Below are 13,445 nucleotides of genomic sequence, written 5' to 3'. Positions count from 1 at the left end.
GTCCGGAAGGGCATCACCAAGGACGTCCTGCGATGACCGATCTCGAACGGCGCTATGCGCGCTGGACGGCGCTGTTCTATCCGGCCGACTATCAGCGGACGCGTGGCTCGGAGCTGGTGGACACCTACCTGTCCCTGGCCGCGCCCAACCGTAGGAGACCCTCGCGGGCCGACATCGCGGACCTCGCGGCCGGTGGGCTGCGTCAGCACCTACGGACCGCACTCGGCCTCGGCCCCGGCTTCCGGCTCGCCGGCCTGCTCGCACTGACGACCACGAGCGCGTTCGCGAGCGGGTGGGCGATCTTCGAGGCGCTGGCACCCACAGTGTTCCGGTCTAGGTATACCGGTCCTTTCATGTCCCTCGGGGTAGCGGCGTGGGCGGTCTGGTTGCTGACGGCCGTCGTGTACGTCGTCGCTCCCGGCCGGTGGTTTCGTCGCCTGGCGGTCCTCGCCGTGCTAGTCACCGCCGGTGTCGTGCCGGCCGCGATGCTGACCGGAATACCCCGCCCACCGCTGATCGTGCTGCTGCCCCAGCTCGTCCTCGGTATCGTCGCGGTGGGCGCCGCCACACGGCACCGCCGGTGGGTTCGGCTGACGCCGCTCGCCGCCGCAGCATTGACCATGCCGGTCACCGTTGCCGCGGAACTGCGCCTGAACTTCTACGGCGACTACTATCTGCCCGCCGCTACAGCATTGCCAGCCGCCGGGGCGACGCTGCTGATCGGCGTGACGCTGCTCGCGTTCGGCCTGGCCGCCCGGCACGACTACCGCGGTGTCTGGGCGCTGCTGATCCTGCTTACGCCGATCGGCATGCTCGCACTGAACCCGCTCGGTGCGATGCTCGAAGACACCGGCTCCGGCCGGCCCCGCGTCCCGATGTGGTCGTCCATGGCCGCCGCAGCGATACTGGTCGCCGTGGTGGGATCGGCGCTGCTGGCGCTGGCCCTCGCCGCAAGAGGTCGACGCTCGGCAGGTGGCCGGTCGCTGCCCGCCGAGGCGGTCCATTACACGAGTGGAACGCATTCGTCGGCGGGGTGAGGCACGGGAGATTCGACCTTTGACCACGTGGCGGGGTGCGGATTACTGCGAGTGACCATTAGACGGTGACGTTGTTGCGGCGCCAGCCGTACGGGGCCGACCAGCGGAGCACTTCGGCGCCGTCTGCGGAGCCTGCGGTGCAGAGGGCCGCGCGATGGTCCGTGAGCGTCGCTATGTGGAGGCTCTCAGGGGCTCGAGAGCGGCTAGGACGAGGTCGAGGCCGAAGATGAACTCCTCCGCCGGGTCGTAGCCGGCAGCGACGAGCGCCGCGGCGGACTCGTTGAGGTAGGGGAACTCGTCAGGAGGAAGCTGGGGCAGGAAGACGTCCTCGGTGATGTCCGCGAACTCATCGGCGGTGTCGAACGGCAGGCTGGCTTCCTGCAGGGCGAAACCGTAGACGTAGCTGTCGAGCAACCAGTTGGCGTGCGTCGCCATCACGACTGGGAAGCCAGCCCTCCGCAGGCAGGCGATGACCGCTTCGCGGTGGCGGAGGTTCGCGGGCCCCGGCGATGTCCGCGACTCCATCAGGCCGATCGCCCACGGGTGGCTTGCGAGAACCCGTCGGGCGGATACCGCCCGCCGTCGCATCGCTGACTGCCAGTCGGTCTCTTCGGGCGGGAGCTCGATTTCCTCGAACACGACGTCGATCATGGCGTCCAGCAGCTCCTCCTTGCTCGCCACGTAGTGGTAGAGCGACATCGCTCCCGCGCCGAGCGCGCCAGCCAGCCGGCGCATGCTCAGCCCGTCGACCCCCTCGCGGTCGGCGAGCCGGACCGCCTCGACCACCACCCGTTGCTTGCTCAGCCCCGTGTCTGACGCGACCTGGCGTTGTTTCCTCGCAGGCACGGGTCTCCTCGCTCGCTCGAACGGCTTGACAATCGTCCAGCCTACGTTCATCGTACAGTGTACGCTCTTAGTACAGTGTACGACGTACGATGTACGAACCAGTGAGAGTCGTAGCTCGGACATGAGGGGCTTCTGTGGGAATCGAACAGCGATCGAATGCCGGAGCACGCCTGGTGCCGGGGGCGAGTCCGGCCGGGGCGACGACGATGCGGGCCGCCGTCCAGCACCGCTACGGCCCGCCCTCAGTGCTCGAGTCGTCCGAGGTCGGGCTACCGCTGCCCGGTCGAGGCGATGTGCTCGTGCAGGTGGGCGCGGCCTCGGTACATCCTGGCGACTACTTCGTCATGACCGGTGAGCCGTACGTGGTGCGGCTGGCGTTCGGGCTCCGCCGGCCACGCCACGGCATCCCTGGCAGGGACCTCGCCGGCGTGGTGGCAGCGGTCGGGAAGGATGTCGCCGCTCTCCGCCCCGGCGACGAGGTGTTCGGCTGGAGCACCGCTGGAACGCTCGCGGAGTACGCCTGCGTCCCGGCGGACAACCTCGTGTCCGTGCCTGCCAACCTGTCGGTCGTGGACGCGGCAGCGGTGCCCACGTCGGCCATGACGGCGTTGCAGGCATTGCGCGACATCGCGAACGTTCGACCGGGCCAGACGGTGCTGGTCACGGGCGCGTCGGGCGGCGTGGGCTCCTTCGCCGTACAGATCGCCAAGGCGTTTGGCGCCGAGGTGACCGGTGTGTGCAGCACCCGCAACGTCGACCTAGTCCGGTCGCTCGGTGCCGACGACGTCGTTGACTACACGAGGATCGACTTCACCCGCACCGAGAAGCGCTACGACGTCATCCTCGACAACGTGGAAGCCCAGCCCCTGGCGGCTGTCCGCCGAGCGCTGACGCCCACCGGCACCCTGATCCCCAACAGCGGCCACGGCGGCCGCTGGCTCGGCCCCCTCGGTCGGATCGTCAAAGCGCGCGTGCTGTCCGGGTTCACCCGTCAGCAGCTAAAGCCATTCCTGTCGGTCGAGAAGCGCCAGGACCTGCTCACCCTGGCCGACCTGCTCACGACCGGGCGGGTCACGCCCGTCATCGACCGCACCTACCCCCTCGACGAAGCAGCCGATGCCCTCCGCTACGTCGCGGCCGGCCACACCCGAGGGAAGGTCGTCGTCACCGTCTGACGACCGGACCGGCGAGAACGACCCAGCCGTGCGTGTGCGCGCCCAAACCTGCCGCCACTCCGGCGGAGAGACCGCTCCTCTCGAAAGAAGAACCGATGACCATCCGAACGAACACCCCGAACCTGCTCGACAACCCGCCGATCCCCGTGCAGGCCAAGCTCGCCGCCGCATGGACCAGCTTCATGTTCCTCTACATCTACGTCGACTACTTGCACCTCTACAAGCCTGGCTCCGTCGACGACATCCTGGCTGGCGTCGTCTTTGAGTTCGACATCAGCCCGACGTTGTTGACCATTATGCTCGCGTCCGTGGCGATCCCGGCCCTGATGGTGATGCTCTCCATGACGCTGCCCGCCCGGGTGAACCGCGCCACGAACCTCGTCGTTGCATTGCTCTACATTCCCTACTCGGTGTTCAACGCGGCAGGGGAGTCCTGGGCCTGGGCCTCCTTCTACGGCCTCTCCATCGGACTCGAGGTGCTGCTCCTGGCCTTCATCCTGCGCGCCGCCTGGACATGGCCTCGAACCCCCGCCGTCCCAGCCGGTCCCACGACGACCGACCTTCGACAGTAGGTATCCGTGTAAGTCCTACGACGTGAAGCCCGCCGCGGCGGACACGGGCCGACCGTGACCAGCTCAGTCGCGGTATACGCAGAGAACCTGCTCACGAACGGTCCGGTGTCCGCGCGGGGGCTCACTGGCCGGTGGCCAACGCCCGTGATGGGGACCCTCCTGTCGGCAACCATCCTGGGGTCGTCGCGGCCCCGGCCCCAGCCGCGGCGGCGGGAGGTCAAGTGACCGCTTGTTCGGCGTTCGGACCGGCAGTGGTGGCGGCATCGAAGAACCGCATCGGCCGGGTCCTGCGTGGCTGGTCGGGTGGGGATCGGGTTGCCATCCTCGTCGAACTTCCCCGGACGGGCGCAGGCGCGACTGCTGGGGCGCGTCGCGGACCTGCGGTCCGGCCGTAGGGCTGCCTCGGGGTCGCGTCTGCGGCACCCTTCGCATAGCCGGCTGGTATTCATCGACGTCTGGGTCGGGGCCGATGGCCGGCGAGGTTTGCCTGGTTGCCGATCGCGCTCGATGATGTCCGAGTGTGGGATCCCTTGGACACAGCTCAACCGCCGGAACGATGGCTGCGATGGGCTGTCGCCGCCGCGGCGGTGACGACCGCCGTCATCGTGATTGCCCTGGGGACGATCGCGTGGATGGGCGTGTCGCCCATGCTGTCGGCGTTCGCCGTCCCCGAGTGCACCGAGCACGACCGGCGGCTTACCGAACAGCTCGCGGCCAGCCCGATCCTCACCGAGGTCCGGCACGGCCTGACCCGCACGGGCAGCTACCACGCGGCGCCGTGCGAGCGCGACAGCGACAAGCAGGGCATCGCGGCGGCCGCGGTTGCCGCCGAAGCGTCCATGACCCGGGACGCGGTGATCGCGTACTACCGAGGCCTGCTCGAAGAGGGCGGGTGGCGCGTCGCGGCCGACGGTCTGACCGTCCTGCTCTGCGCCGGCCAGCGGTTTGACAGCCAGCAAGTCCGGTTCACCCTGCATGGATCGAACGACTCGCCGCAGTACCAGCTCGAAATCGTCTTTGAGCCGGACCGTCGAGACCTCGGCTGCGACTCGGCCTGATCGGGTGCGCTGTCATCGGCATGATGGAGTACCCTTGCTGCCGGTTGCCGCCCTGACGGCCAGCACGGACCGTGGCGGAGCCCCGGCAAACGCCGCGCACGATCGGCGGCGGATCAGTGAGCGTCGCCAGCGCTGCCCAGATGGAGTGGCAGGATCGTAGCGGTCGTCACAGCCAAGTCGCGGTCGAGAACCTGTTCCCGCGGGATGAACACCATCGCGCGTCCTTCGCCGACAACCACGTCCCGCTGCGTAGCGTTGGTCGTGCCGTGGAAGACGTGAACGGTCACCGTGTGCGGGAATCCTGTCTCGTATGGACGAGGGCCGCTCCACAACAGGCGCAGCTCTCCCGCCGTCAGGCCCGCCTCCTCGAGCAACTCTCGGTGCGCCGCCTGTTCTGGCGTTTCACCTTGCTCGACATGGCCGCCTGGCAAGCTCCACTGATTCGGAGAGATCGAGGTCCAATCATCGCGATGCTGCATGAGTACCGCCCCCGAGGCGTCGACGAGAAGCACCAACGCAACTTCATAGGTGGCCATGGCGAGATCATGCCAAGCCGCGTCCGCCGTCGTGGCGCAGCGCCCCAGCATGATCGCGTGCTTGCTTGCTGCCATGATCGAGTGCACTCAATTCGGCACGAGCGCGCACCGACGTGTAGGCCCCGGGGTCGTCGAGGCCAAGACGGAACGTGATGGGAGCCGGCGAGCCGACGACGGTGATCGGCGGCGCGTCCGGATGCCGACTTGTTCAGTGACGGTCATCCTTGCCGGCTGAGCAGCAGATAGCGCTCGTCGGTGATGGTCTGGCCCCAGAGCGCGTGATCGTTGAGCAGCCGCAGCTCGGCCCTCCGACCATGACGTCGAAGGAGCGCGCTTGCCTCTGCCGCTGACAGTCCGGCACCTGTAGTCCACCGGCCTTCGATGAACACGAGCCTTCCCGACGGCCGGAGGAGTCTGATCCATTGGGCGAGTGTCGTGTCGCGCTCCTGCCATAGGACGTCATAACCAGCCCTCACCAGGATCAACTTCACCAGACCCTTGACAAGGATTACCTGCATAATGCCGATGTCAGTGCGTCTGGGGGCAATCCTGGACATCACCGTCCACCGATCCAGCTCATGTCCGGCCATGGTCCGAACTCAAACTCCTCGATGATCCGGATCAGCGTGGGCATTGCCTGCTCGTCGCCGGGTCCGTCGTCGAGTTGGGCGAACACCTCGACGCCGTCGGGCAGGGTCAGGAAGAGTTGTTTCATCTCGGGCACCTGCCAGCCGCTCCACTCGCGGATGCGGATCGGCGTGGTGGCGAACGTGTTTTCCAGCCGCATCGCGGCGCTGGTCCCCATGCTGATGAGGAGCTGCCGTCCGCCGGGGTCGCTCATCGCCACCTCCTGGGTCCAGTTCGTGTCCTCGAACCCGTGGTTCAGCCGCCACGGCACGGTGGCGAGGTCCGGCGGCAGCCAGCCGAAACGGGGGCCGACCCAGGTGACTTCCGGATCCGGCCGCACTGAACGCGCGACCCGCAGGGCCAAGTCCTGTTGGGCGTCCGCGACGTCATCGGTGTGTACGCTCACCAACAGTTGCGGTTGGCCGGGCGGCTGCCAGGTGAGGTACGTGCCGGGGGTCTGATCGGCGACCTGGACGAGCCGGCCGGGCACGCCATTGACGTCGACGGTTGTCGGCCGACCGCTCGGCCGGTCGGGATCGAGCGACGGGTGCCAGCCGATCAGCAGCGAGATCGCCTGGTTCGCGGTGCCTGGCTGCCAGTCCCGCGAGAGGACGGGGGCCTGTGTCCCGTCCACGATGACGGTGCGTTTGCCCTCGCCGTAGCTGCGGGGCAGCCATGCTGGACGGAAGCGCAGGGGAACCTCCAGCCAGCCGCCCCCGGGTCCGGCATGAAGCACCGGGAACCTCGACGCGGGGGGTTGGGTGAGACGCCACGCTCCGGTCGCCGCGACACCGGTGGCGGCCGCGACCGTACCGGCGCCGGCGAGCCGCAGGATCAGCCGGCGCTGGCGGTGCCGCCGCGCGCGGATGGTCAGCGAGGCGCGGATCCGGTCCGATGGCGGGGCCTCGTCGGCGAGGGCGGCGAAGGCGCTTCGGATGGCATCGGTGTCGATCATCAGTCCTCCCGTACCGGCTGCAACGCGGCGATCTCGCGCAGCTTGGCCAGCGCACGCGACGCTTGACTGCGTACTGTCCCCTCGGTGCAGCCCAGCAGCGCGGCGATGTCGCCGTCGGTCATGTCCTCGTAGAAGCGCAGAGCGATCACGAGGCGCTGACGGACCGGGAGGGTACGGATCACCTGCAAGATCGCCTCGCGCCGCACGACCACGTCGACGCCATCCTGGGCCGGCGCCGGCCAGTGGACCCGTTCCCGGCGGAGGACGGCAGCGACCCGGCGGCGGGCTGACAGCAGCTCATTCACGATCATCTTGCGCAGGTACGCGTCCGGCACGTCCAGCTCGCTGATCCGCGCCCACCTCGGCTGCGCTTTGATCAGTACGTCCTGGACGACGTCCTCAGCCACGTGCGGATCGCCGGCTAGCACCGTCGCCTGCCGCAGCAGCGCGGGCAACCGCGCCGCCACGTACTCCTCGAATATCAACCGGCCCTCCCTGCTCCCCCCTAACACGAAGCTGCGGGCCGGTCGTGTTGCACGACACGACGGACTCGTTCCGCCCCACGGCCGACCGGGACTCGGCTCACCCACCCGCGCTGCGCCGCGTCCGCCACGCATACCCGGACTGGAGGCTGCCGAGTTGAGTGCAGGGGATTGCCCGAACAACGGCGTTGCGCCCACTTGGCGACGCCGATATTTTGCCGGCGTGGAGATTGTGACTCGCGCCGATCGGCCCGAGCTGCACGAGGCGGCGGCCGTCGTGTTCCGCGAACGCTGGCCAGAGTTCGTTTTCCACGACAACGTGCCGAAGAGATACATGGGCCGGGTTGAGGAGTACTTCGCGCGATACGACGTCATGGTGCTCGATGGGGGTTCTGTCGTCGCCGGCGGTTGGGGAGTGCCGATGGCCTGGGACGGCAGCGCTGACGACCTGCCCCCGGGCTACGACGACGCGTTGATCCGTGCGGTGGACGGCCGAGAAGCCGGCATCGAGCCCACGAGCCTGAGCTTCATGGCGGTTGCCGTGGGCTCATCGCATGACAGGCGCGGTATGGCCGGTGTCGTGCTTGAGGAGTTGGCGCGACGAGCGTGCAGCGACGGCCTTACGCATGTGGTCGCTCCGCTTCGACCGACGTGGAAGCACCGCTACCCGATGGTGTCGATGGCCGAGTACGCCGGATGGAGTCGCCCGGACGGACTCTCGATCGATCCATGGATCCGCACCCACCAGCGCATGGGGGCCCGGGTGCTCTGTCCAGCTCCGCGGTCGATGGTGATCGAAGGAACCGTCGCTGAATGGGAGAGTTGGGCGGACATGGTGTTTCCCGTCAGCCGGGAATATGTAGTCCCCGGAGCGCTCAACCTCGTGCTGATCGATCGGGAACGGGACCGCGGCGTATACGTCGAGGAAAACCTGTGGGTTCAGCACAGGTGAACTCGGCGTCAAGCCCGTAGTGGGACAACCTGCGCCGTTAGCCAACGAGTGCTGACCGCGCACATCTGCCGCTGTGTGCTCGCCATCGGACATCGATAGTCGGTCCCATGCGGCTGGTAGGTCGGAGTCGGGGCGGAAACGCGAACGGACGTCCTCGATGATGACGGGCATGGACGTGGAAGCTCGACGTGCCGTGGTTGCGGCGCTGCTGAGGCTGGCCGGCAGCGGCGCCTACCAGGACCGGGCGGATGCCGGCCGGGCCCTGGCGAGTTTTGCGGAGATGCCGGAGTCGGCACAGCCGCTGCGACGGCTCCTGCTTGATGCTGACGACACGTTCGTCACCCTCGTGACCGCGGATGCGCTGCTTCGTCGGAAAGACCCGGCCGGTCTGGCGCTGGTCGCGCGAGCGCTGGCGGACGCCGACGACAACCATGCAGACTGGATCTTTACCGCAGTCCAGAACGTGTACATGATCTACGCTAGCGAACGTGACGCCGCGGTGCGGATGCCGCTTCCGACTTGGTCGCGGCCGGGCTGTCGGCTGGCACGGCTGCGCGGGTGCTGGCCGACCAGTACGGCGTTTCGGTGCGTCAGGGCCGCCGCTATGTGGAGCGGGCCGGGTCGAGGTTCCCGAGCCGAACGTGGTGTTCACCGTCAAGCTGCCGGGCTCGCTGGCCGGTGGGCGAGAGCATCGATGATCTGGAGATGTAGGCGGTGGCGCAGGGCGTCGAGGGCTCTCCGCGGGCAGCGGAAAACCGTTTGAGCTTCCCTTCCGCGTTCTCATAGGTTGCCTGTGGCCCCGTCGCAGCGAGGATAGAGGACAAACCGCGTGACCCCGCCTGCTCTTTAGACCTGACGCCTTCTTCCGCTCATCTTCAGGCCGACCCTCCCGTCGGTTCTGTCGGGCTGCTCGTATGCGCCCGTTCATGCAGCGTTTGAGGCCGCGCGCAATCGGCCTCGTGTCAGGTCTTGAGAGAGATCATCATGTCTTCACAACCTCATATTGTGCTGCCCTGGGTCGTTCGTCGGACCAGTCTGCCTCTGCTGTCGTTGCGGTGCGTGGACTGTCGGTCGGAGTCGGCCACCACCGGTGAGGGCAGGTTCCGCGTCAACGCCAACGGCAAGTTGCTGGACGTGTGGCTGCTGGTCCGGTGCGTGGCCTGCGATCGGACGAGCAAGATCACCGTGTACGAGCGAGCGCCGGTCAGATCCTTCGATCCGGCTGAGCTTGACGGCTACCACGCCAACGATCCGGAGTTGGTGGCGGCCACGCTGTTGGATCCGCTGCTCGCCCGGCGCAACCGGTTCACCCTGGACTGGCAGGGGGCCTGGCGGCTGGATACCCCGTCGGCATGGCTCGACGAGGCGTGGCCGGTCCAGGTGGAGGTCGTCTTCGAGGATCCGGTGCCGGTGCGTCCGGAGCGGCTCATCGCGCAAGGGCTCGGCCTCAGCAGAAACGAGGTGCTGCGCCGGATCAAGTGCGACATTTCGCTACGTCGTCCGACGAGCGCCGGATTCACCTTTGTCGTGATGATGAGGGACTGGATGATTGATTCTTGAAATTCCGTACATGTCGGTGCCGCACGGATGAGGCGACGGTGTTCAGGATCGGCGTTGATCCCACGATCCTTCCGACAACCGCCTTCTCCTCCCGTCAGGTCGCACGGCGGCGGTGCGAGTTGCAGCCATCGCCAAGGGTCCACTTCGGACGGTGCCCTTCACTGTCCGGGATCGCGGACCTGAGCCGCCGCTGCCGCGCTGCCTCGGTGACCGCCTCCACATCGATCTCATTCCCGGCAGGCGCTGCCGGCGGGGCCGCCCGCCGGGCGCTGCTCAACGTCCGGTGCTGCTTGGCCTTGGCCGCTTTCACCGCCGCTGGGCCGGCTTTGACCGCATTCCAAGACTCGGGCAGGAACAACCGCCAGTCCAGGGGGCACAACCGTGGTGGTCTCGCACCGGCTGGCCAACATCGCCGCCGCCGACCGCATCTACGTGTTCAGCGAGGGCCGGATCGTCGAGGAGGGCGACCACTCGGCCCTCATGGCGCTCGGCGGCCTCTACCACGAGCTCTACACCCTGCAGGCCAGCCTCTACGCGCACTTCGGCACAGCCGACGCGTTCTCGTTCGGGCCTGCGGCCGACCAGGAAGGGGGCAGCCGGTGAGCGCCAACCCGCCGGAGCACGCACTGCTGCGCGTGGCCATCCTCAGCGTCGAGGAGAGCGCCCGGGCCGTCGACGGCGGCGACTTCTCCGGCATCGACATGCTCGAGAAGGGTCTGACGCTCGCCGGGGACTTCGTCGGCTACCGGGACCTCGTGGGACAGCCGCGCGTAGGTGCCGTTCTCGGCGTCGATCCAGCGCTGCCCGTTGAGGTGGCCCACGACCTTCTGGCGCTGCCGCGAATCGGCCTGCCGCTAGGTTCGTGGCTGGCCGGGGAACAGCCCCGGCGACGGGGCACCTTTCCGCACCCGTCCGCTCCGCGAGCAGCGTCGTGGTCAAACGCAACGTCGGAGCGCGGACCGTCAGGAAGGGACGGTACCCGTTCGCCGTCGCGCTCGACGAGCGGGTATGCCGACTAGGTAGACGGCCGGGTCAGCCCGAACAGGTCGGTGAGGCCGGTGACATGGAGCCGCTGGTAGAGGGTGTGGCTGACTCCTTCGAGGGTGAGGTTGCAGCCGCGTTCGTGGCATGCCTTGTGCGAGGCGACCATGGCACCGAATCCGGAGGAGTCGACGAAGGTCACCAGGGTCATGTCGAGGCACAGCCGAAGCGGGCTGGAGGCCAGCGCGGCGGTCACCGCGGCGCGTAGCTGCTGTGCGGTGCTCTGATCGAGTTCGCCGCGCAGGGTGATCGCAACCGGCCCGCCCACTCGGGTCTGGACGTCTACCGACAGTGCCACGCTCCACCTCGATCCCCATATACGCGAAAGCGACCATAACGGATGCATGGCAAGCTGCAACCGTTGTCATACGGCAAGCATCTGCGGTGGCAGGGGCCTGAGCCCGATCGCAGGAGATCCCGGCGAGCACTGGTGACTCAACCCAGGGCGGCCCGACTGTGGCCGGTCGTTGCCGCTGTCCCCGGCGCGGCGTCTCCCGGCGGCCAGCACACGATGCGGTATGTGATGTGCTCGCCGGTCGCGGGCAGGACCTGGCCCACGAGTACCGTGGGACCGTTTTGCCTCACCTGCTGCGGGTAATCACGCCGGTACGACTCGGCGGCACGTCGATCCCGCCGAACGCTTCGGAACCGGGGACCTCTTGATGCGGCTGCACATGACGGCGGCGCTGCCGCCGCATCACCCGACGCCTGGAGGGCGCCGGCGCCGAACGAGCCCAGGGTCCCACAGACCTGGGCACCGTCCCGCCGGTGCGTCGACACCTGCGGCGGGCGCTGGACGACGGCGCGCGGTTCGTCGTGCTGGACCTGGCCGCCGTGCGGCTCATCGACTCCACCGCGCTCGGCATGATGGTGTGGCTGCACAAGGAGCTACTCGACCGCGACGGCCGCGTCTATGTGGCCGCGGCCCGGCCGGTCGTGCGCAACGTCCTGCAACTCACGTCGGCGGACCGCCTGATCCGCCTCAGCGAGGACATCGACGCGGCAGAAGCCGACATCTCCGCCTGAGCACCACCGCCACGCCTCCTGGCGGCGGGTGTTGCGCAAGCTCCCGACGCCGAGGGTTGCGGTCAGCGCGCTGGCGACGCCGTGGCCCATGGCGTCGGTGACGCTGAAGTGCAGCAGGTCCCGGGCGAGGGAGTAGTCGAACGTGTCCCGCCGATGCTCGCCGCCGGTTCCAGCCACCCGGACAGGGTGAACGCGCCCGCTTCGCAGGTGAACGCCCCGGGCAGCAGCCGGCGCTGGATCTCCGCCGACAGGTTGAACGGCGTGGTGCGCTGCCCCCACTCGGACAGGTCCGTGTGCCGCCGGTTCGCGATCACCACGAACCCGAGCAGATGCGCAACCCGGCCCACCTCCACCAGCGCCGAGGCGTCCGGCTCGACCGGCAGTACCAGCTCCAGCAGCCCGATCGTCTCACCGCGCTCCGTCACCGGCGCCCACACTGTCCACACGCCGCCGCCATCAAACACCTGCGGCTGCTGCGTCCGCAGCGTCTGCCCCATCGGACCACCGTCGAGGGGCAGCACCGTGGCGACCCCGGAAGCATCCGACCGCCCCGGAATCCGCACATGTGAAGAAGGCCGCGACAGCCCTTCGCTCCCTGCTTGATCTGCACCGCGATACGCGGGTGTCGCCGTACCCGGTCGCGTTCACCGGCTACGGCGGGTTCTCCCGCACCGATGGTGCCGACTGGCTGGGCGGAGCCACCCGCAGATGGCCGGTCCGTGGCGGAACTCGCCGCCCGGCTCCGCGCTGGAGGTCGATGGCGGCCCGCCGGGCAGCACCGCCGGTAGTGCGACCTTCGGTATGGCGCTTCACCGGGGTTGTCGCCTGCACCTGGCCGGGGCGGGTGGAGGTCAGGTGGAGTGGCGTTCTGCGTTGATACGCAGCGCTTCCTCGAGCTGGTCTTCGAGGATGATGATCCGGCAGGCGGCCTCGACGGCGGTGCCCTGGTCGACCATCTCCCGGGCGCGGGCGGCGAGGCGTAGCTGGTAGCGGGAGTACCGGCGATGTCCGCCGGCGGAGCGTTGCGGGGTGATGAGTTTCAGCTCGTCGAGGCGGCGAAGGAAGTCCTGTGACGTGCCGACGATGTCCGCGGCGCGGCCCATCGTGTAGGCGGGGTAATCCTCGTCGCCGAACAGGTCATCGGGTTGGGTCATAGCGCCTCCGCGTCGAGGGCCCCGGCGCGATAGCGCCGGGGCCCAAGGGTTATGGGTTACACACCATCTGCCGACACGTGCGTCGGCTTGTCTTGTCCGCCCCGAACGCCACAGACAGCGTCGGGTGCGAGGATCGCATAAGCGTGACCGGAGACCACCTCTCGTTCGATGGAAACAACGGTGTCCGCCCAGCTGAACTGCGGCCGGTGCGGGCGATCCAGCGGTGTAGAGCCCTCCCTTTCCTCTGCTTCTCTTCGTGTTGCCGTGTGTTGCTCTGTGCTGCACTCCGCCGGTGCTGCGGGTCCACGCAACTTCGCGACCCCACCGGCGGCCGAACTGCCCTACGGGCGATGCCGCCAACGAATTTCCGGCTCGCCCACCTGCACCCCCGAACATCCGGGGTTTCCATCTCGTACTGCCGTAC

General features: G+C 68.2%; 17 protein-coding genes. 9 read left to right on the top strand and 8 right to left on the bottom strand.

Annotated elements, in window-relative coordinates:
- The first annotated feature begins 32 nt into the window (after positions 1-32).
- Positions 33-1,037, top strand: coding sequence for a hypothetical protein (locus tag Drose_RS36625; protein ID WP_260725776.1), 1,005 nt, complete (start codon positions 33-35; stop codon positions 1,035-1,037).
- A 171-nt stretch (positions 1,038-1,208) separates the two neighbouring features.
- On the opposite strand, the gene Drose_RS36620 is transcribed toward Drose_RS36625, so the two are convergent.
- Entirely contained in the window at positions 1,209-1,883 is a 675-nt protein-coding gene (locus Drose_RS36620; protein ID WP_390891476.1) for a TetR/AcrR family transcriptional regulator, read from the bottom strand.
- 206 nt (positions 1,884-2,089) lie between these two features.
- Here Drose_RS36620 and Drose_RS36615 point away from each other — a divergent pair, with 206 nt between their 5' ends.
- From Drose_RS36615 to Drose_RS36605, 3 genes are all read left to right on the top strand, one after another.
- Positions 2,090-3,058 carry an NAD(P)-dependent alcohol dehydrogenase gene (locus Drose_RS36615; RefSeq protein ID WP_260729941.1) on the top strand — a complete coding sequence of 323 codons (969 nt, stop codon included), beginning with the start codon at positions 2,090-2,092 and terminating at the stop codon, positions 3,056-3,058.
- A 95-nt stretch (positions 3,059-3,153) separates the two neighbouring features.
- Positions 3,154-3,630: a DUF6326 family protein gene (locus Drose_RS36610; RefSeq protein ID WP_260725774.1), complete on the top strand. Its 477-nt coding sequence runs from the start codon at positions 3,154-3,156 to the stop codon at positions 3,628-3,630.
- Between the two features lie 491 nt (positions 3,631-4,121).
- A complete protein-coding gene (locus Drose_RS36605) occupies positions 4,122-4,688 on the top strand; it encodes a hypothetical protein (RefSeq protein ID WP_260725773.1) in 567 nt (188 codons plus the stop codon).
- Between the two features lie 113 nt (positions 4,689-4,801).
- Here the strand turns inward: Drose_RS36605 and Drose_RS36600 are convergent, their stop codons facing one another.
- The 4 genes from Drose_RS36600 to Drose_RS36585 form a co-directional block, all read right to left on the bottom strand.
- Complete coding sequence (locus tag Drose_RS36600; RefSeq protein ID WP_260725772.1) at positions 4,802-5,299, bottom strand: NUDIX hydrolase; 498 nt, start codon at positions 5,297-5,299, stop codon at positions 4,802-4,804.
- A 143-nt stretch (positions 5,300-5,442) separates the two neighbouring features.
- On the bottom strand, positions 5,443-5,814 hold the full coding sequence (locus Drose_RS36595; RefSeq protein ID WP_260725771.1) for a hypothetical protein: 372 nt from the start codon (positions 5,812-5,814) through the stop codon (positions 5,443-5,445).
- Positions 5,781-6,806: a hypothetical protein gene (locus Drose_RS36590; protein WP_260725770.1), complete on the bottom strand. Its 1,026-nt coding sequence runs from the start codon at positions 6,804-6,806 to the stop codon at positions 5,781-5,783. The genes Drose_RS36595 and Drose_RS36590 overlap by 34 nt, the downstream gene beginning before the upstream one ends.
- Complete coding sequence (locus Drose_RS36585) at positions 6,806-7,291, bottom strand: SigE family RNA polymerase sigma factor (RefSeq protein ID WP_260725769.1); 486 nt, start codon at positions 7,289-7,291, stop codon at positions 6,806-6,808. Before Drose_RS36585 ends, Drose_RS36590 begins: the two co-directional genes overlap by 1 nt.
- A 220-nt stretch (positions 7,292-7,511) precedes the next feature.
- Here Drose_RS36585 and Drose_RS36580 point away from each other — a divergent pair, with 220 nt between their 5' ends.
- The 4 genes from Drose_RS36580 (at position 7,512) to Drose_RS36565 (ending at position 10,819) form a co-directional block, all read left to right on the top strand.
- On the top strand, positions 7,512-8,240 hold the full coding sequence (locus Drose_RS36580) for a hypothetical protein (RefSeq protein ID WP_260725768.1): 729 nt from the start codon (positions 7,512-7,514) through the stop codon (positions 8,238-8,240).
- 969 nt (positions 8,241-9,209) lie between these two features.
- On the top strand, positions 9,210-9,800 hold the full coding sequence (locus Drose_RS36575) for a DUF1062 domain-containing protein (RefSeq protein ID WP_260725767.1): 591 nt from the start codon (positions 9,210-9,212) through the stop codon (positions 9,798-9,800).
- Between the two features lie 381 nt (positions 9,801-10,181).
- Positions 10,182-10,403, top strand: a complete 222-nt coding sequence (locus Drose_RS36570; RefSeq protein WP_260725766.1) for a hypothetical protein — start codon at positions 10,182-10,184, stop codon at positions 10,401-10,403.
- Positions 10,400-10,819: a hypothetical protein gene (locus Drose_RS36565; RefSeq protein WP_260725765.1), complete on the top strand. Its 420-nt coding sequence runs from the start codon at positions 10,400-10,402 to the stop codon at positions 10,817-10,819. Before Drose_RS36570 ends, Drose_RS36565 begins: the two co-directional genes overlap by 4 nt.
- Here Drose_RS36565 and Drose_RS36560 read toward each other — a convergent pair.
- The gene (locus tag Drose_RS36560) at positions 10,816-11,139 is read right to left on the bottom strand and encodes an STAS domain-containing protein (protein ID WP_260725764.1); all 324 of its coding nucleotides are present in this window, start codon (positions 11,137-11,139) and stop codon (positions 10,816-10,818) included. The genes Drose_RS36565 and Drose_RS36560 overlap by 4 nt on opposite strands.
- 470 nt (positions 11,140-11,609) lie before the next feature.
- Here Drose_RS36560 and Drose_RS36555 point away from each other — a divergent pair, with 470 nt between their 5' ends.
- Positions 11,610-11,867, top strand: coding sequence for an STAS domain-containing protein (locus Drose_RS36555; protein ID WP_260725763.1), 258 nt, complete (start codon positions 11,610-11,612; stop codon positions 11,865-11,867).
- A gap of 62 nt (positions 11,868-11,929) precedes the next feature.
- Here the strand turns inward: Drose_RS36555 and Drose_RS36550 are convergent, their stop codons facing one another.
- Together Drose_RS36550 and Drose_RS36545 are read right to left on the bottom strand one after the other, a co-directional pair.
- Entirely contained in the window at positions 11,930-12,364 is a 435-nt protein-coding gene (locus Drose_RS36550) for a hypothetical protein (RefSeq protein ID WP_260725762.1), read from the bottom strand.
- Positions 12,365-12,718: 354 nt separating this feature from the next.
- Positions 12,719-13,021, bottom strand: a complete 303-nt coding sequence (locus tag Drose_RS36545; protein ID WP_260725761.1) for a helix-turn-helix domain-containing protein — start codon at positions 13,019-13,021, stop codon at positions 12,719-12,721.
- Between the last annotated feature and the right edge of the window lie 424 nt (positions 13,022-13,445).

Origin of the sequence: Dactylosporangium roseum (assembly GCF_025264685.1) — a bacterium.
Classification (GTDB): Bacteria; Actinomycetota; Actinomycetes; order Mycobacteriales; family Micromonosporaceae; genus Dactylosporangium; species Dactylosporangium roseum.
Note: the sequence above shows the minus strand (reverse complement) of the source record. Positions and strands in the feature narration are given on the sequence as shown.